Origin of the sequence: Selenomonas sp. AE3005, assembly GCF_000686945.1 — a bacterium.
Classification (GTDB): Bacteria; Bacillota; Negativicutes; order Selenomonadales; family Selenomonadaceae; genus Selenomonas_A.
Genome location: NZ_JMME01000001.1, coordinates 449627 through 467158, shown reverse-complemented (window position 1 = coordinate 467158; position 17532 = coordinate 449627). Strand labels below are relative to the sequence as shown.

Genomic DNA, 17532 nt, shown 5'->3' with positions numbered 1-17532 from the left:
GGCAGAATGGAAAAAATCCAGATAGAAAAAGCCCGTCAGGGACTGCAAGGCGAAATTGTAATACCCGGTGACAAGTCAATTTCTCACCGCAGCGTGATGTTTTCCGCGTTGGGTGACACACCGGTGCGGATAAAGAACTTCCTGCATGCCCAGGACTGCATGTCCACGGCAGCCTGTATGGAAATGCTGGGAGCCAAGGTGGAATTTATCAGCGATACAGAGCTGATTGTCACAGGCAACGGCCTGCATGGTCTTAAAGAACCGGCAACCATTCTTGATGCCGGCAATTCCGGCACCACCTTGCGCCTTTTAATGGGCATATTGGCTGCTCAGCCCTTTTTGTCAACGTTTACCGGTGATGCCTCCCTGCATAAGCGGCCGATGGGGCGTGTAATCAAGCCTTTATCGCTGATGGGAGCGCAGATTTATGGCCGTGAAAACAATGCCAAACTGCCGATAACAGTTGTCCCGGCACAAAAGAAACTTAAGGGAATGCACTATGACAGCCCTGTAGCCAGTGCGCAGGTAAAATCTGCCATCCTGCTGGCTGGAATGTTTGCGGACGGGGAAACGACGGTCAATGAGCCCTTTGTTTCCCGTGACCATACCGAACAGATGCTGGCAGCGTTTGGGGTACAGCTCAAAAGAGAAGGCACGGCCGTGACCATTCAGCCGGTTGAGAAATTTACGGCACCATCGGAAATCGAAGTGCCCGGCGATATCAGTTCGGCTGCTTACTGGCTGGTGGCCGGCAGTATCGTACCGGGCAGTAAGCTCCTGCTCAAAAATGTAGGCATTAACCCCACGCGCACGGGGATTATCGACGTGCTCAAAGACATGGGCGCCAAAATCACCCTGCAGAACGAACGTACGAGCGGTGGGGAAGCCGCAGCGGATATGCTGGTGGAATACAGTGAGCTGCAGGGCGTATCCTTTGGGGCGGAGATTATGCCGCGCCTGATTGACGAAATTCCCATTATCGCCGTAGCTGCACTTTGTGCCCAGGGCGATACAGTGATTACGGGGGCCGGTGAACTCAGAGTCAAGGAAACCGACCGCCTGATGGCGATTGCCAAAGAATTTAACAAGCTGGCTCCCGGAGCCGTAGAAGAACGGGAGGACGGCCTTGTTATCCACGGCGGTGCCAAAATTGAACGGGCTGCGGCCTTTTCCTATGATGACCACCGCATTGCCATGTCCCTGGCTATTCTGGGAACCGTGGGCGCAGGCGTGGAGATTGAAAATCCCCAGTGCGTCAATATCTCTTATCCCGAATTTTATCAGACATTGGAGGAAATACAGTAATGAAGAACTTAGTAGTAGCAATAGACGGCCCGGCAGGGGCAGGCAAAAGCACAGTGGCACAATTAGCTGCCAAAAAGCTGGGCTATACCTATATCGACACGGGGGCTATGTACCGTGCTGTGGCCTGGAAAACCCTGCAGCAGGGCAAAGAGGTAACTGATGAACTGATTCTGGCAGTGGTCAAGGATATTGATGTTAACCTGCAGTATAAAGACGGCAAGACCACGGTAGCCGTAGATGGTACTGATGTGACAGGCGAAATCCGCACGCCGGAAGTCAGCGCCATCGTGTCGCAGGTAGCAGCCCTCGGACCTGTCCGGGCAAAGATGGTTGACCTGCAGCGCAAGATGGGCGAGCGTGGCAGTGTGCTGATGGATGGCCGTGACATCGCCACTAATGTCCTGCCTAATGCCGACGTGAAGATTTTCCTCACCGCCTCCATTGAAGAACGGGCCCGCCGCCGTCACAAAGAACTGACGGAAAAAGGCTATGATATCGATATGGAAAAGATGAAGGCCGATATCGCTGCCCGTGATAAAGCTGACAGTGAACGGGAAATTTCTCCGCTGGTACAGGCAGAGGACGCAACCCTGCTCGATACCACGGGATTGTCCATTGATGAAGTCGTTGAGCGCATTCTCGCTATGTGCCGTTAAGATAAGAGGTGCAAGATGTTATACAGTTTATTGCAGCTTATCTTCAGTATTTTCTTTAAGCTGTTCTTCCGGGCGGAAATTTATGGCCGGGAGAATATGCCCAAAGACGGCGCGGTAATCTTAGCCGCTAATCACATGAGCAACTGGGACCCGCCTTTTGTGGCAACTTTTCTGCACCGGCCGGTCAGCTATATGGCCAAGATTGAACTCTTTAAGAATCCCATCTTTGGCCGGGCGATTACTGCCTGCCATGCCTTTCCGGTAAAACGTGGTGCCGCTGACCGTGGGGCTATCAAAGCTGCCCTGCAGGTACTCAAAGAAGGGCGTTGCCTGGGGCTGTTCCCCGAGGGAACGCGCAGCCGTACCGGCAAAATGGGCAAGGCCGAGGCCGGTGTAGGCCTGATTGCTGCTATGAGCGGAGCACCGATTGTGCCGGCCGCCATTATCGGTACGGATAAAATTTTTGCCAACGGCGGTCACTTTCCAAAACTGAAGGTTATCTATGGTGAGCCGCTGCAGTTCACCGGTGACCATAAGGACAAAGAGGCTCTGGCGGCATTTTCCCAGCAGGTAATGGATAGAATTGCCGCGCTGAAGGCTGAATATCAGATATAAAAAATGAGGTGATACGGATGATTTTGCAGGCTGTTGTTACCGAATACCTTCCCACCAATGCGTATTTCTATATTGACGATACGACTAAGCATGGTTTTTTAATTGACCCTGGCGCACAGGCTGATAAGCTCGAACAAATTGCCGCGGAAAAGGGGTTTGTTATTGAAAAAATCCTGCTGACACATGGGCATTTTGACCATATTGGTGCCGTCAGTGAACTGCAAAAGGCTTGGGGAGCGGAAGTGTGCATGCACGAAAATGGCAGGGCCTATGCGGAAAATCCTGCCTGGAATTTGTCAATACAGACGGGGCAGGGGATTGTGCTGGAAAATGTAACCTACCTCCCGGATGAGTCCGTTATCACCTTAAAAGACAATCCTGAGCATAAGCTGCAGCTGCTGGCAGTCCCGGGACATACCAGCGATGGCTGTACTTATTACAGCGCAAAAGATGGTGTGGCTTTTGTGGGGGACAGTGTGTTCTATGAAAGCTATGGCCGTACGGATATGCCGGGCGGCGATGAAGAAACTCTGCTCAGCAGCGTGGCCCGGCGCATTATGACTTTGCCGGAAAAAACTGTTTTATTGCCCGGCCATGATGACCGGACCAGCGTAGAGCATGAGCGTAAAATGCCCTGGTATGCCGGGCGAATATAAAAATTGTTGGTTCCGTTGACAATATAAGTCAGCGGAACTTTTAGCAGATTGCTGTTTGTGTGAAGGGGAGGGATTATTTTGGCCATAGGCAAAAAGGATACCAAACGTATTCTTAAAACGATAAATGACTGGAACAAGCCGCGGTTTACGGAGCAGGAAAAATTTTGCCGGGTATCGTTAAAGATAAACAGGAAAAAAGTGCAGGAGTTTGCAGCGGTGTTGTCAGCGGATTTATTTCGGCCGCTTACAGCGCAGCTCGGTGAGAACTCCAGCAAGCCCTTGGTGGCAATGACGGCCAGCCGGGAGAAGGTGGGGAAGGTGCTGCACCTGGCCTACACTGCGGAAAATAACATCCGGGAAATAGAGGACGCAGCTACTAATGAACAGCTTTTTGGTATCCAGACCAGATTGCGTGAGATTTGCTCGGCAGTGGTGGAACAGAGTGTGAGTATTCTCAATATGGAAGGGACACCGTTTGAAATCGGCAAATAAATCAGCCGGTGTACAAAATGTCAGGTGCATACTCCTTCCAAGGTTGACAGGACAGGCCTGTCGGCATATAATAAGCTAGTTACTATATTATACTTATGAAATAGCAAAGGGGCGTTAAACATGGCAGATAAAAAGGTCATGCTGACCGAAGATGGTTATAATAAACTGGTCGAAAAACTCAATTACCTTAAAAGTGTACGGCGTATCGAGGTGGCTGAACGACTGAAGGCAGCAATTGCCCTGGGTGACCTTTCAGAGAACTCCGAGTACGATGATGCGAAAAATGAACAGGCATTCCTGGAAGGTGAGATTCAGGACTTGGAGGCCAAAATCCGTAATTCTGATATCATCAAAGCTGGCAGCGGTGATGTAGTTCAGATGGGTTCCCGTGTATCTGTTGTGGATTTGGAATTTGCTGAAGATGGTCCGGAAACTTTTATGATTGTTGGTTCCACAGAGGCTGACCCGGATGAAGGCAAAATTTCCAATGAATCCCCGCTAGGACAGGCACTGTTGGGCCAGAAGGTTGGTGCTGTCGTTGACGTTCATGCACCGGCTGGCATCATCAAGTACGAAATCAAGGAAATTTTAAGCTAAGGCTTAGTATAGATGGGAGAAATTGCATTTATGGCAGAGAATAAGCAGCAGCAGGCTCCGGTGGAAGACCTCAACGAAATGATGAAGGTCCGCCGCGAAAAGATGGAGGCCTTCAAGGAGCTGGGCGTAGCACCGTTTGGTCATCGCTATGAAGTAACGGCCTATGCGGCAGATATCAAAAAAGAGTATGATGGCCTGGAAGGGGACGAAGAAGGCCCCGAAGTATTTATTGCCGGCCGTTTGATGGCTATCCGTGGTCATGGTAAAGCGTCTTTCTGTACGCTGAATGACCGTACGGGCAATATTCAGGTTTACTTCAAAATTGACGTACTGGGCGAAGAGAAGTACAAAGGCCAGTTCCGCCGTTTGGATATCGGTGATATCATCGGCATTCGCGGTGTTGTATTTAAGACGCATCGCGGTGAAGTTACGGTGCGCGTAGAAGACTTTGACCTGCTGTCCAAGTCACTGCGTCCGCTGCCGGAAAAATTCCATGGCCTGCAGGACGTTGATATCCGCTATCGTCAGCGTTACCTCGACCTCATCATGAATCAGGATGTGCGTGAGACTTTCCGTCGCCGTACCAAGACCATCAACTCCATTCGTGAGTATCTCGATGAACGCGGCTATCTGGAAGTGGAAACGCCGGTTCTGTCCACCATTGCCGGTGGTGCAGCTGCCCGTCCGTTTATCACGCACCACAATACGCTCGACATTGACCTGTACCTGCGTATTGCTACTGAGCTTAACCTCAAGCGCCTGATTGTCGGCGGTCTGGACCGTGTTTATGAAATCGGCCGTATCTTCCGTAACGAAGGTATGGACGTGCGTCATAACCCGGAATTTACCTCCATTGAGTTCTATCAGGCTTTTGCTGATTACAACGATATGATGGACCTGACGGAAGGTATTGTGGTCAACGCTGCGGAAAAAGTACTGGGCACGACGGTTATCAACTATCAGGGTGTGGAAATTGACCTGTCAAAAGTTAAGCGTATCAGCATGAATGATGCAGTTAAAGAGGCTACGGGCAAGGACTTCATGGCCTGCGAAACCGTGGAAGAGGCTCGCAAACTGGCTGATGAAATTGGTGTTCCCTACGAAGAACGCCACGGTATCGGCGGTATTTTGAATCAGGCTTTTGAAGAAAAAGTCGAAGAAACGCTTATGCAGCCGACCTTTATCACCGGCCATCCGACGGAAATTTCGCCGTTGGCTAAGCGTAATGCTGAAGACTCGCGCATTACGGACCGTTTTGAGTTCTTTATTTATGGCCGCGAGCTGGCTAACGGCTTTACCGAGCTTAATGACCCCATCGACCAGAAGGGACGTTTTGAGGACCAGCTCAAACAGCGTGAGGCTGGTGACGATGAGGCCCATGGCATGGATGAAGATTTCGTCATGGCACTGGAATACGGCCTGCCGCCCACGGGTGGTGTAGGTATCGGTATCGACCGTCTGGTAATGTTCCTGACGGACGCTGCCTCTATCCGCGACGTACTCCTGTTCCCGACTATGAAACCGCTGGCTGACCAATAAGCCGGGAGATATAACGAGGCAAGAAAATGTCCCCCGCCTCAGCAGGTGGGGGCACGAATACCAAAACAGGCGACGAGCATATCTCCCGCCTCGTTGAAACGCCAAGAGGAAGTTTTGCCTATGGCAAAACTGGAACAACGGCGTTATAATAAAAAGGCTTGACCTGTCACTGACAAGTCAAGCCTTTTTGTAATGTCAAAAGTCATTTGCTGGCCGCGTTTATTCTGGGCAGCAACAGGAATGCACCTAAGGCCAGGATAAAGCCGATAGCACTGGTGGTCTGTCCGCTGGTCATAAAGCCCAGCACTTTGTCGGCATAATCGCCGCGTAAAAATTCCAGTCCGAAACGTACGGCGCAGTAAAGCATAACATAGAGGGCAAAACACTGGCCTTTGGCGTGTTTTACCGTCGCCCGGTAGATGAGCAGCAGGGCGAAGATTACTACATCGAGCTGGCCTTCCCAAATTTCTGCCGGCCAGAGGGGCTGCTGCCCATAGGTGTGAGCTGCCAGCGTCGTGGCGGGATAGATAATCCCAAAATTGCCGCCGGTAGGTGCGCCAAAGGCGTCGCCGTTTAAAAGATTGGCGCAGCGTCCTAAGGCCTGCCCTAAAATGATGGCCGGAGCCAGTACGTCCATTAAATGCACGGTGTCGAGCTTATGCCGCTGGCAGTAGTAAACGCCGGTGAGGACGCCTAGGAACACACCGCCCTGTATGGCCATGCCGCCCTGCCAGACATTGAGAACTTCTGAGAGATGGTGGGAGTAGTAATCCCAGTCGAAAAAGAACACATCCCAAAGCCGCGCGCCTAACAGGCCGGCCAGTCCGCAGTAAATGCCTAAATCTACAATATGTTTTTCCGCGCCCCGTCCGTCCTGCTTGGCCAGGAAATATCCCACGCCGGTGGCCAGGATAATCGAAAGGGAAAGAACCAATCCGTAAGCACGTACAGGAAAGTCGCCGATAAAGAATAAATACTGGTGCATTTGCTTTGTCTCCTAAAAGCTGAATAATATAATCTGTCCCTCATTATAACCTATAGGGGGCTTTTTTGCTATATTTCTTTTAACTGGGGCGCAGTTATGCTATAATAATGGGATGTATGAACAGAATAAAATTATTCGAGGTGTTTTTTCATGGATTTAAGCATGGATGTTTTGGTAAAACGGTTTGAGGATTACGTAAGTTTCGATACGCAGTCCGATGAAGATAATGACAAGGCCTGCCCCAGCACACCGGGACAAATGATTCTGGCCAAGCATTTAGCCGAAGAACTGAAAGAAATCGGGCTTAAGGATGTAGACCTCGATAATCATGGTTATGTGATGGCTACGCTGCCGGCCAACGGCAGGGAAGATGCACCGACGGTGGGCTTTATTGCTCATGTGGATACCAGCCCGTCGGCCTCGGGCAAGGATATAAAGCCGCAGATTGTAAAGAATTATGATGGCCAGGATATCCTGCTGAACAAGGAGAAGAACATTGTGTTCTCCACCAAGGCTTTTCCGGAAGTCTTGAAGTACAAGGGCCAGGATATTATGTTCACTGATGGTACTACCTTGCTGGGTGCCGATGACAAAGCCGGGGTTACGGCCATTGTCAGTGCGATGGAATATTTGGTTCAGCACCCGGAAGTACAGCACGGCAAGATTCGCGTAGGGTTCACGCCTGATGAGGAAACGGGCCGTAGTGCAGATAAATTCGATGTGGCGAAGTTCGCGGCTGATTTTGCTTACACCATCGATGGCGGTGAACTGGGGGGGCTGGAGTATGAAAACTTTAATGCCGCCAATCCGACGATTGTTTTCCATGGTGTCAGCGTGCATACCGGTGATGGCAAAGGCAAGATGAAAAACGCCCTGTCCATTGCCTGTGAGTGGCAGCAGATGCTCCCGGCCGGGGAAAAACCGGAGTATACGGAAGGTCATGAAGGCTTTTATCATGTGTATAAGATGTCCGGTGATGTGGAAACCTGTACGATGATGATGCTTATTCGTGACCATGACAAGGATAAGTTTACGCAGCGCAAGGCATTTCTTGACCAGCTGGCGGAGTTCTTCAATCAAAAATATGGTGAGGGCACTGTGGAAGTCAAGCACCATGATGTGTACTTCAATATGCTGGAAAAGATTGAGGACGGCAATATGTACGTGGTGGACCTGGCCAAAGAGGCCATGCTCGCTGCCGGTGTTACGCCGGACGTGCAGCCGATTCGCGGCGGTACGGACGGTGCACGCCTGTCCTTTATGGGGCTGCCCTGTCCTAATATCTTTACGGGTGGGGCCAATTTCCATGGCCGGTTTGAATATCTGCCGTTGGAGTCCCTTAAAAAAGCCGGTGAAACGGTATTACAGATAGCTGTTGGTGCTGGCAAGCTGAAAAAATAAGGAGAATTTATGGCATTACTTGATATTTTAAAGGCCGGCAATCCGGTGTTAAAGAATAAGTCAGTACCTGTGGAACGGGTGGACAAGAGTTTGAAAAAACTGCTCGACGACATGGCGGAAACCATGTATGCCAACGATGGCGTTGGCCTGGCCGCTCCCCAGATTGGCAAGAATATTTGTGTGGTGGTCATTGACTGTCAGGACGACCATGGCCTGCTCGAAATGATAAATCCCGTTATCACCTTCAAGGAAGGCGAGGTCGTTGATACCGAGGGCTGTCTGTCTGTGCCGGATATTTATGGCGAAGTAAGCAGGGCGGCTAAGGTCAAGGTGAAGTACACCAACCGCCGCGGCAAAATACAGAATTTGACGGCTACAGGTCTGTTGGCCCGCTGCATTCAGCATGAGCTTGACCATTTGGAAGGCCAGTTGTTTATCGATATTGCCCAGAGTGTGCATAGGGGGAATCAGGGTTGAAGAAGTTCCGTGTAGTATTTATGGGTACGCCGGATTTTGCTGTGCCCTGCCTGGCGGCTTTGCATGAACAATGTGAGGTCATTGCCGTGATTACCCAGCCGGATAAACCGCGCGGCCGGGGGCAGAAGTTAATGCCGTCGCCGGTAAAGGCCTGGGCTGTGGAGCACAACCTGCCGGTATATCAGCCGGAAAAAATCAAGACGGAAGAATTTACTGCCAAGTTAGAGGAAATGCAGCCGGATTTGATGGTAGTTGTGGCGTTTGGCCAGATTCTGTCCCAGCGGATTTTGGATATTCCGCCTTATGGCTGCATTAACGTGCATGCGTCACTGTTGCCGCGTTACCGCGGGGCAGCGCCCATGCAGTGGTGCGTTATCAATGGCGAAACGAAAACCGGTGTTACCACGATGTTTATGGACGCCGGCCTTGATACCGGTGATATGCTGCTTAAAGCAGAAATGCCCATCGGTGAGGATACCACGTTGGAAGAGGTGCATGACGGCCTGATGTCCATGGGGGCCAAGGTGCTGATGGATACGCTGGCGGAGCTGTCCGACGGTACATTGGTAAGGACGCCGCAGTCCGGGGAATCCAATTATGCGCCGATGCTGACGAAGTTGACAGGTCAGATTGACTGGTCAAAAACAGCACAGGAAGTTCATAATCTCGTGCGTGGGCTTAATTCCTGGCCCGGAGCATATACTTTTATGGATGAGGCCAAGTATAAGATTTGGCGTACCCGCCGCACGGGCGAACACACAACTCTGCCGGCGGGCAGTATTGTCAGTGCTGATAAAAAGACGGGCCTGTTTGTAGCGGCTGCTGACGAAGTTTTGGAAATCGTGGAGCTGCAGGCACCGGGGAAAAAGAAAATGAAAGCCGTTGATTATCTTAATGGCCATACGTTTACACCAGAGGCCAGATTTAACTGATTAGCGGCAGCTAAAATAGCAGGACATTGTGAGAGGCTTTAATGGCAGATTTAACCCAGAAACAAGCGACAAAAAAATTTACTTTGCCGAAACGGCCGCAAAAGCGGCTGTTTATTGGCATGCTGTTATTGACGACCACCTTGATGGCAGCTGCTTTTTATGGCGTGTGGTATATAGCGCGGCCGGGGCTGGCTGGCATTGCTGATTTTCTGCCCGGTCTGCTCGGGGCTGTCTTTGTGCTTATCACCCTGGTGGCGCTCTCAGGTATTGGCAATATGATACTGGCGGTCAACGGCCTGCCCAGGCTGCCCTTTCTGCAGCGGCAGAATTATGAGCTTATCAATATGTTGTTTCCTTTGGCGGTGCGCATTGCCAAAATATTTGGTATCAGCCGTCGGCGGCTGGAAGGTTCTTTCATTGCCACCAGCAATCTGATGTTTAACAATATGGGCATTAAAGTGCCGGCTGATAAATTGCTGGTGGTGACACCGCACTGCCTGCAGCTGGCGACCTGTCCGCATAAAATTACCCGTGACCCGCATAATTGCAAACGTTGTGGCGGCTGTGATATCGGGGCGCTCGTGACACTGGCCGATGAAATGGGATTTACCTTCTTTGTGGCTACGGGAGGAACGCTGGCCCGGCAGGTTGTCTATAACACCAGGCCAAAAGCTGTGCTGGCGATTGCCTGTGAGCGTGATTTAATGAGCGGTATTCAGGACGTTTATCCGCTGCCGGCTGTCGGAGTGCTGAACATTCGCCCTAATGGGCCCTGTTATAACACCCACGTTGATATGGAAGAAGTACGTCAGCAATTAGAAAAAATCATTATTCCCAAGGAGCAAGATAATGGATAAAGCAAGGGAACTTGCCTGCGAAGTTTTAAATGAAGTTCATGAAAAGGGAGCCTATGCCAATGTGGCACTGGTCAAACATTTGCGCAAGGCAAATCTCAGTGACCAGGACAGGCGCTTTGCCACGGAACTGGTTTACGGGGCAGTAAAGGCCGGTGATACCCTGGACTGGATACTGCGGCGCTATGTGAACCGGCCGTTAAAGAAGATTCCCCCGCTGATTCGTGAGGTTTTGCGCCTCGGGATATACCAGTTGTTTTATCTCGATAAAGTACCGCCTTCGGCTGCCTGTAATACGGCGGTGGAACTGGCCAAGAAATACAGTCATGCCGGTACGGTGAAGTTTGTCAACGCCGTTTTGCGCACCGCGGTGCGTGAGCCGGAAAAGGCGGCCTTCCCCGAAGGCAAAGGCAAGGCCACGGAAGGGCTGGCTTTAAAGGAACAGCACCCGTACTGGCTCGTAAAGCACTGGGTGAAACAGTTTGGCTTTGACGAGGCCGAGGCTTTATGTAAATTCGACAATGGTCAGCCGGTGCTGTCGGTGCGTACCAATACGTTAAAAACTAACCGTGAAGATTTGCTGGCAGCTTTGCAGACGGCTGGTGCTGCAGCAGCTGCCAGTACCTGGACGCCGGAGGGCGTGCTGATAACGGCGCATGGTTCCCTGGATGATTTGACGCCGCTGCAGGATGGCCGCTGCCAGGTGCAGGATGAAAGTTCCATGCTGGTGGCGCATGTTGTTGATCCCCAGCCGGGAGAACTGATTATCGACTGTTGCAGTGCTCCTGGCGGCAAGACTACACATATCGCTGCTTTGATGAACAATGAAGGACGCGTGGTGGCCGGTGATATTTACGAGCATAAGCTCGAACGCATTGCCGAGAACGCCAGGCGTTTAGGCATTGATATTATTGAACCGACATTGCTCGACGCCCGTGAGGTGGGCGATGAATATGAGGCCATGGCCGACAGGGTGCTCGTAGATGCTCCCTGTTCCGGGCTCGGTGTTTTGCGCCGCAAACCTGATGCCCGTTGGAATAAGAGTGCGGAAGAAATTGCCCGGCTGCCGGAATTGCAGCTGCAGATACTTAACAGTGCGGCCAAGGCCCTGAAAGACGGCGGGGTACTGGTGTACAGTACCTGTACAATCGAGCCGGCGGAGAATCAGGAAGTGGTAGCAAAATTCCTGGCTGATCATCCGGAGTTTACTTTGGAGCAGACAGGCGCCTTCTTGCCGCAGCCGCGGCAGGCGGAAATGGTACAGCTCTATCCGCAGCGTGATGGTACTGATGGCTTTTTCATTGCCCGTATGTGCAAACGGAAAGGATAATTAAGTGATAAATATTTTTGGCATGCCGCTCGCTGAACTGCAGGCGGCGTTAAAGCCTTATAATGTACCGGGGTTTCGCGCCAAGCAAATTGCCCAATGGCTTTATCAAAAAGGGGTAGTGGATTTTGGGGCGATGACAAATCTTTCCAAGGATTTGCGTGCGCAGCTGGCGCAGGCGTTTGTAATCGCCCGTCCGCAGGTTAAGGCCCGGCTGGATTCCCAGGACGGTAAGACCACGAAATTTCTGTTGGAGTATGCTGATGGTACGGCTATTGAAACGGTGCTTATGCGTCAGCCCTACGGCAACAGCATTTGTGTTTCCACGCAGGCAGGGTGTAATATGGGCTGCGCTTTTTGTGCGTCAACGCTGCACGGTATGGCCCGGGACCTCACCTGTGGCGAGATTTTGGCGCAGGCTGTAGTCATAAATGATATGCTCCGGGAAGAAAACGGCAGCAAAGTTGATACCATGGTCATTATGGGCAGTGGTGAACCGCTGATGAATTACGCGGAAGTGTTGAAATTTCTGCGGCTGATTCATGAGCCTTATACCTTGGGCATGGGGTACCGTAATATTACCCTGTCCACTTCGGGCATAGTTCCCCGTATGTATCAGCTGGCTGAAGAAGGGCTGCCCATATCCTTGTCGGTATCGCTGCATGCCCCCAATCAGGAGCTGCGTTCCGAGCTTATGCCCATCAATCGCAAGTATCCTATACAGGATGTGGTGGCTGCTGCGAGAAATTACGCAGATAAAACCAAGCGTCGCGTGACTTATGAGTACATTCTCATTGATGGTGTTAATGATGGCGAGGAGCAGGCCAAAGAATTGGTCGCTTTAATGCGCGGCCAGCTGGCCAGCGTCAATCTTATTCCCATAAATCCGGTAGTGGAGCGTAATTTGCTGCGCCCCTCCAAGGCGCGGATTGATTGGTTTGAAGGTTATTTAGCCAGCCATCATGTGAACGTCACCGTGCGCCGGGAAATGGGCACTGATATTCAGGCGGCTTGTGGCCAGTTGCGTAATAAACATCTTGAAAAATGACGTACCCGTGGTAAAATTACGATATACTGAACAACTACGTTTCCAAATGTGAAGGAGGCCTGGTAACATGGGCATGCGCAAATGGGAAACATTTTTAGAAGATCACATTGAAGGTTTTTTCAATAAACGTTTTAGCAGTGACCTGGAACCTGTAGAACTTATAAAGGGACTGGAAAAGGAAATTGCCAGGCAGGGCAGTGGCAAAGCCCAGAAAGATATTCCCAATCAATATATATTCTTCCTGGCCAAGGAGGATTATCAGCGGCTGTGTGCCCAGCGTATTATGGATGAGCTGTATCTGGCGGTGGAAAAGCAGGTAATTCTGCAGGACTACCTGCTGCGCGGCAAGCTGACTGTAAGCTGCCAGATTGACAGCACCAGGCAGCGTGGCACATATGAAATCAAGTCACGCTTTACCGAAGAGGAAACGGCTGCCCAATATGATGAGCCCAACACGCTGGTACTGGCCAAGCCGTCGCTGCAGGGGGGCAGGCAGCCGCTTAATCTGCCCAGGGATTTGCGGATAGCGTCATTAAAGGTGATAAAGGGACCGGATAAGGACGCCTATCTGGAAATTGGTGAGCAGCAGATATATATTGGCAGACGCGAGAAGAATGAATTTATTTTGACTGATACAAAAGCATCGCGTCTGCATGCCTGGATTGCCTACGAAAATCACCGTCATGTGCTTTACGATGCGCAAAGTACCAACGGTACGGCTGTAAACGGCAAAGCTGTTGAATCTCATTGCCTGCAGGCAGGAGATAAGATAAGTATCGGGGCTACGGTTTTAATTTATGAGGTGATTTGAGTGCCGACAACGGCGATAATGATAAAGATAGTCCGGGTATTGCTGGAATACGGCATGCTTTTGTGGCTGATATTTTTTGTTTTACGCCTGATGAATAAGATGTTCAGGGATGTGCGTCAGGAAATGCGTAAACAGCGCAAGCCTGTTTATGGCAAAAATGAGGCTGTGTTGTCTGTGGTGGAGGCGGAAGAGGAGTCACTGGCAGGCCGGCGGTTTGCTTTTCAGGACGAAATCACCATAGGGCGGAGCCGGGAAAATGACGTGGTCATTCCGGAAAATTTCGTTTCGCATCGTCATACGACGATTTTCCTGCATGGAGCACAGTATGTGATTGAGGATTTAGGCAGTGTTAATCACACCTATGTAAATGGTCAGGTTTTACAGGGCAAGGCCTATTTGAAACCGGGTGATATGATTCGTATTGGCATGGTTACCCTAAAGTTCGAGAGGTGAACGAATTGAAGCAGGTTTTTGCAGCTACCGATGTGGGACTTTTGCGCAAAGGTAACGAAGATAATTTAGCAATGTTTGATTCGGTTTATGTGGTAGCCGATGGCATGGGCGGTGAGGCTGCCGGTGAGGTGGCCAGTAAAATTCTGGTGGATAAGGTGCAGGAAGTTTTGGCGGCCAGGGAGCATATCGCCAAATCAGACCTGTGTGAGGCCATAGCTGCGGCTAACCAGGCAATTCGGGAATGTGTCTGGGAACATCCGTCTTATGAAGGCATGGGAACGACAGCAACAATGCTGCAGGTCAATGATACTGATGAGGCAGCGGCCTGGGCTCATGTCGGTGACAGCAGGCTGTATATCCTGCCTGCCGGCAGCGATAAACTCACGCAGGTAACGGAGGATCATTCCTACGTTGAGGAATTGTTGCGCAAAGGCACTATTACCGCAGAGGAGGCCCAGCATCATCCGCAGCGTAATATGCTCACCCGTGCTGTAGGTGCTATGGAAAATCTTCAGATTGACAGCGGCGAACTGGCCGTGCATAAAGGTGATGTGTTTCTGCTCGCTACAGATGGCTTGATGAAACATGTAACTGATGAGGAGATTGTCCGTATTCTGCGGCAGGCCCAAGATAATCCTGCACAGGAACTGATAAACGCTGCGCTTGCAGGCGGCGGTTCCGATAATGTGACAGTAATCGTGGTGGGAGTGTCATGAAGAATTTTGGTATTCTCACTGCACCATTGGGCGTATTCTTATGTGGAATGAGCGTTCTGTATATGAAAATGCAGTCAGCCGGTATGCATATTACGCCCAAGACTTTGCAGGAGCCCTGGGTGTATCTGCCGTATCTGGCCGCAGTGATATTTTTAACCATTGTCATACAGGTGGTGGTGGTAAAACGTCATTTGGATGTTTATATCCTGCCGTTGATTTTAATGCTGGTCAGTATCGGCCTGGTGGAAATAGCCCGCTTAAAACCGGCGCTGTTGCTCAGACAGCTGCAATGGCTCTGTATTGCCATGCTGGTGATGTTCGTCGTCATACGCCTGTGGCCGCGGATTCGCCGGCTGCTGGCTTATCCGTATCTGCTCGGCATAGGCTGTGTACTGTTGCTGGGCTTGCCATTATTGTTTGGCACGGAGATTGGCGGCAGCAAAAACTGGCTTGTTTTAGGTCCTGTATCCCTGCAGCCTTCGGAATTTGGTAAAATCGTGCTGCTGTTTTTTCTGGCCTCTTATCTGGCTGACCATCGCCGGGTACTTACACTGCCAGTTCATAAAATATTGTTCCTGCAGCTGCCGCCGCTGCGTTTTATCGCCCCTTTGATTTGTATTTGGGGCATGGCGGTTTTAATGTTCGTGGTGGAAAAAGATTTAGGTTCAGCCCTGCTGTTCTTCGGTATGGCTTTACTGATGACGTATATGGCTACGGGCAGCAAATCCTATGTCTTTTTGGCACTGGCCTTTATGGCTGTGGCTGCTGTGGCCAGCTATGCGATGTTTGGACATGTCCGGGTGCGTTTTGACATATGGCTTGACCCGTGGCAGGACCCTAATGGCATGGCCTATCAGGTAGTGCAGTCCCTCTTTGCCCTGGGAACCGGTGGTATTTGGGGCACAGGCTTTGGCTATGGCCATCCCGGGTTTATTCCGGAAGTACACACTGATTTTATTTTTTCCGCGATTGTGGAAGAAATGGGCCTGACGGCCGGCATAATGCTGATAGCCTGTTATGTGCTTTTATTTTGGCGCGGGATTCGCGCCTCGCTGCGGCAGAAAAATGCCAGTGAGGCCCTGTTGATGGCTGGCTGCTCTACCTTGATAATTTTGCAGATGTTTATTATTATTGCCGGTGTGACAAAGTTTTTGCCTTTGACGGGCATTACACTGCCCTTTGTAAGTTACGGGGGCAGTTCTATGGTATCGAGTTTTATCTTGCTCGCTCTGCTGTTAGCACTGACAAAGGAGCAGGGAAATGGCTGATTGGAAATTAAAACGGCAAATATTACAGGGCGCTGTATGCCTGCTATTGATTGTGGCCGTATTGGTCGTTTATGTAGGTTATCTGACCGTCTGGAAAGGCGATGAGCTGGCGCATAATCCGTTGAATATGCGTCAGGCAGCGGCCAGGGCCGATATACGCCGGGGAAGTATTTTAGACGCCCAGGGCCGGGCGCTGGCACAGACACGCAGCGATGGCAGCCGCAGCTACCCTTTCGGTGCTGTTATGGCGCAGGTTACCGGTTATAATGGGGAAAATATTGGCGGTGCCGGCCTGGAAGGACATGCCAACCGGGCATTGCTCGGGCTAACCGATGATATGACGCGGTTAGGGCCGCTGGCACAGCTTTTTCAGACAGAGCAGGGCAACGATGTAAAGACGACGATTGAATCTGATGCCCAGCAGGCTGCTTTTGACGGACTTGATGGCCGTAAAGGGGCAGTGGTGGTACTGGATGTGGATACCGGTGCCGTGCTGGCGATGGTAAGTTCGCCATCCTATGACCCTAATAATATTGAGGCTAACTGGGATAATCTGTCTAAAGTTGCAGACGGTCCTTTACTCAACCGCACTGTTCAGGGTATGTATCCGCCGGGCTCCACGATTAAACCCATGATAGCTGACGCTGCCCTGACAGAGTCTGTGACGACCGAACAGGAAGAATTTTCCTGTTCCGGTGAGTTGGACGTTGGCGGCGGTCATAGTATTCGGGAAAGTCATGGCGAGGTTCACGGTCAGGTTAATCTGCGCAAGGCCTTGACGGAATCATGTAATGTGACGTTTGGCACATTGGGTATGCGTTTAAAAGATGACAAGCTGAAGAGCACTTTTAAGCGTTTTGGCTTTGACCAGTCAATCGGCGGTGACATCGTGATGACCAGTTCCCATCTGCCGGCGTTTGGCACGCTGGGCAATGGTGACCAGGCCCAGACGGCTATTGGTCAAAGCACCCTGCTGGTCACGCCCATGCATATGGCCCTGCTGGCAGCGGCATTTGCGCATGAGGGGACCATCATGAAACCTTATCTGGTACAGCAGGTGGTTACGCCCAGCGGACTGATAGTACAGGATACACGGCCGGAAAAATGGCTGACAGCCACAACGGCCGCGATGGCCACAAAGATAGATAGTTTCATGGAAGATGTAGTTACCAAGGGAACGGGGCGGGCTGCCCAGGTCAGCGGTGTACGTGTGACGGGGAAAACCGGTACAGCCGAGAATGCGCATGGCGAGGACCATGCGTGGTTTATCGGTTCAGCCCAGCTGCGCAATCGTAAGATAGCTTTTGCCATTATTGTGGAAAACGGCGGTGGCGGCGGTACAGTAGCGGCGCCTATTGCCCGTAAGATAATATTGAGTTTACAGAACTAAGCAAAGCCTT

19 protein-coding genes are annotated in these 17532 nt (G+C 51.1%); 18 read left to right on the top strand and 1 reads right to left on the bottom strand.

Going from position 1 to position 17532, the window contains the following annotated elements; translation table 11 throughout:
- The first annotated feature begins 6 nt into the window (after nucleotides 1-6).
- From aroA to lysS, 7 genes are all read left to right on the top strand, one after another.
- Nucleotides 7-1305 carry a 3-phosphoshikimate 1-carboxyvinyltransferase gene (aroA, locus tag DL94_RS0102265; protein WP_028128756.1) on the top strand — a complete coding sequence of 433 codons (1299 nt, stop codon included), beginning with the start codon at nucleotides 7-9 and terminating at the stop codon, nucleotides 1303-1305.
- Nucleotides 1305-1961 carry a (d)CMP kinase gene (cmk, locus tag DL94_RS0102260; protein WP_028128755.1) on the top strand — a complete coding sequence of 219 codons (657 nt, stop codon included), beginning with the start codon at nucleotides 1305-1307 and terminating at the stop codon, nucleotides 1959-1961. Before aroA ends, cmk begins: the two co-directional genes overlap by 1 nt.
- A 15-nt stretch (nucleotides 1962-1976) precedes the next feature.
- A complete protein-coding gene (locus DL94_RS0102255) occupies nucleotides 1977-2576 on the top strand; it encodes a lysophospholipid acyltransferase family protein (RefSeq protein ID WP_028128754.1) in 600 nt (199 codons plus the stop codon).
- 17 nt (nucleotides 2577-2593) lie between these two features.
- The gene (locus DL94_RS0102250) at nucleotides 2594-3232 is read left to right on the top strand and encodes an MBL fold metallo-hydrolase (RefSeq protein ID WP_028128753.1); all 639 of its coding nucleotides are present in this window, start codon (nucleotides 2594-2596) and stop codon (nucleotides 3230-3232) included.
- Nucleotides 3233-3310: 78 nt separating this feature from the next.
- Nucleotides 3311-3724 (top strand): hypothetical protein, encoded by a 414-nt coding sequence (locus DL94_RS0102245; protein ID WP_028128752.1) that lies wholly within the window; start codon nucleotides 3311-3313, stop codon nucleotides 3722-3724.
- A 120-nt stretch (nucleotides 3725-3844) separates the two neighbouring features.
- Nucleotides 3845-4321, top strand: a complete 477-nt coding sequence (gene greA, locus DL94_RS0102240; RefSeq protein WP_028128751.1) for a transcription elongation factor GreA — start codon at nucleotides 3845-3847, stop codon at nucleotides 4319-4321.
- 30 nt (nucleotides 4322-4351) lie between these two features.
- A complete protein-coding gene (gene lysS, locus DL94_RS0102235) occupies nucleotides 4352-5860 on the top strand; it encodes a lysine--tRNA ligase (RefSeq protein WP_028128750.1) in 1509 nt (502 codons plus the stop codon).
- A gap of 202 nt (nucleotides 5861-6062) precedes the next feature.
- Here the strand turns inward: lysS and lgt are convergent, their stop codons facing one another.
- On the bottom strand, nucleotides 6063-6845 hold the full coding sequence (lgt, locus tag DL94_RS13920) for a prolipoprotein diacylglyceryl transferase (RefSeq protein WP_037371084.1): 783 nt from the start codon (nucleotides 6843-6845) through the stop codon (nucleotides 6063-6065).
- Nucleotides 6846-6995: 150 nt separating this feature from the next.
- On the opposite strand from lgt, the gene pepT reads away from it, so the two are divergent.
- The 11 genes from pepT (at nucleotide 6996) to DL94_RS0102175 (ending at nucleotide 17522) form a co-directional block, all read left to right on the top strand.
- Nucleotides 6996-8246, top strand: a complete 1251-nt coding sequence (gene pepT / locus DL94_RS0102225) for a peptidase T (protein ID WP_028128749.1) — start codon at nucleotides 6996-6998, stop codon at nucleotides 8244-8246.
- Nucleotides 8247-8255: 9 nt separating this feature from the next.
- On the top strand, nucleotides 8256-8723 hold the full coding sequence (def, locus tag DL94_RS0102220; RefSeq protein ID WP_028128748.1) for a peptide deformylase: 468 nt from the start codon (nucleotides 8256-8258) through the stop codon (nucleotides 8721-8723).
- A complete protein-coding gene (gene fmt / locus DL94_RS0102215; protein WP_028128747.1) occupies nucleotides 8720-9655 on the top strand; it encodes a methionyl-tRNA formyltransferase in 936 nt (311 codons plus the stop codon). The genes def and fmt overlap by 4 nt, the downstream gene beginning before the upstream one ends.
- Before the next feature lie 41 nt (nucleotides 9656-9696).
- Complete coding sequence (locus tag DL94_RS0102210; protein ID WP_028128746.1) at nucleotides 9697-10512, top strand: DUF116 domain-containing protein; 816 nt, start codon at nucleotides 9697-9699, stop codon at nucleotides 10510-10512.
- Nucleotides 10505-11839 (top strand): 16S rRNA (cytosine(967)-C(5))-methyltransferase RsmB, encoded by a 1335-nt coding sequence (gene rsmB, locus DL94_RS0102205; protein ID WP_028128745.1) that lies wholly within the window; start codon nucleotides 10505-10507, stop codon nucleotides 11837-11839. Before DL94_RS0102210 ends, rsmB begins: the two co-directional genes overlap by 8 nt.
- 4 nt (nucleotides 11840-11843) lie before the next feature.
- Nucleotides 11844-12884 carry a dual-specificity RNA methyltransferase RlmN gene (gene rlmN, locus DL94_RS0102200; RefSeq protein ID WP_028128744.1) on the top strand — a complete coding sequence of 347 codons (1041 nt, stop codon included), beginning with the start codon at nucleotides 11844-11846 and terminating at the stop codon, nucleotides 12882-12884.
- Between the two features lie 67 nt (nucleotides 12885-12951).
- Nucleotides 12952-13695 (top strand): FhaA domain-containing protein, encoded by a 744-nt coding sequence (locus DL94_RS0102195; RefSeq protein WP_028128743.1) that lies wholly within the window; start codon nucleotides 12952-12954, stop codon nucleotides 13693-13695.
- The gene (locus tag DL94_RS0102190) at nucleotides 13696-14148 is read left to right on the top strand and encodes an FHA domain-containing protein (protein ID WP_028128742.1); all 453 of its coding nucleotides are present in this window, start codon (nucleotides 13696-13698) and stop codon (nucleotides 14146-14148) included.
- Nucleotides 14145-14864 (top strand): Stp1/IreP family PP2C-type Ser/Thr phosphatase, encoded by a 720-nt coding sequence (locus DL94_RS0102185; RefSeq protein WP_231464441.1) that lies wholly within the window; start codon nucleotides 14145-14147, stop codon nucleotides 14862-14864. Before DL94_RS0102190 ends, DL94_RS0102185 begins: the two co-directional genes overlap by 4 nt.
- Entirely contained in the window at nucleotides 14861-16132 is a 1272-nt protein-coding gene (locus DL94_RS0102180) for an FtsW/RodA/SpoVE family cell cycle protein (protein WP_028128740.1), read from the top strand. The genes DL94_RS0102185 and DL94_RS0102180 overlap by 4 nt, the downstream gene beginning before the upstream one ends.
- Nucleotides 16125-17522 (top strand): peptidoglycan D,D-transpeptidase FtsI family protein, encoded by a 1398-nt coding sequence (locus DL94_RS0102175; protein WP_028128739.1) that lies wholly within the window; start codon nucleotides 16125-16127, stop codon nucleotides 17520-17522. The genes DL94_RS0102180 and DL94_RS0102175 overlap by 8 nt, the downstream gene beginning before the upstream one ends.
- The last annotated feature ends 10 nt before the right edge of the window (nucleotides 17523-17532 follow it).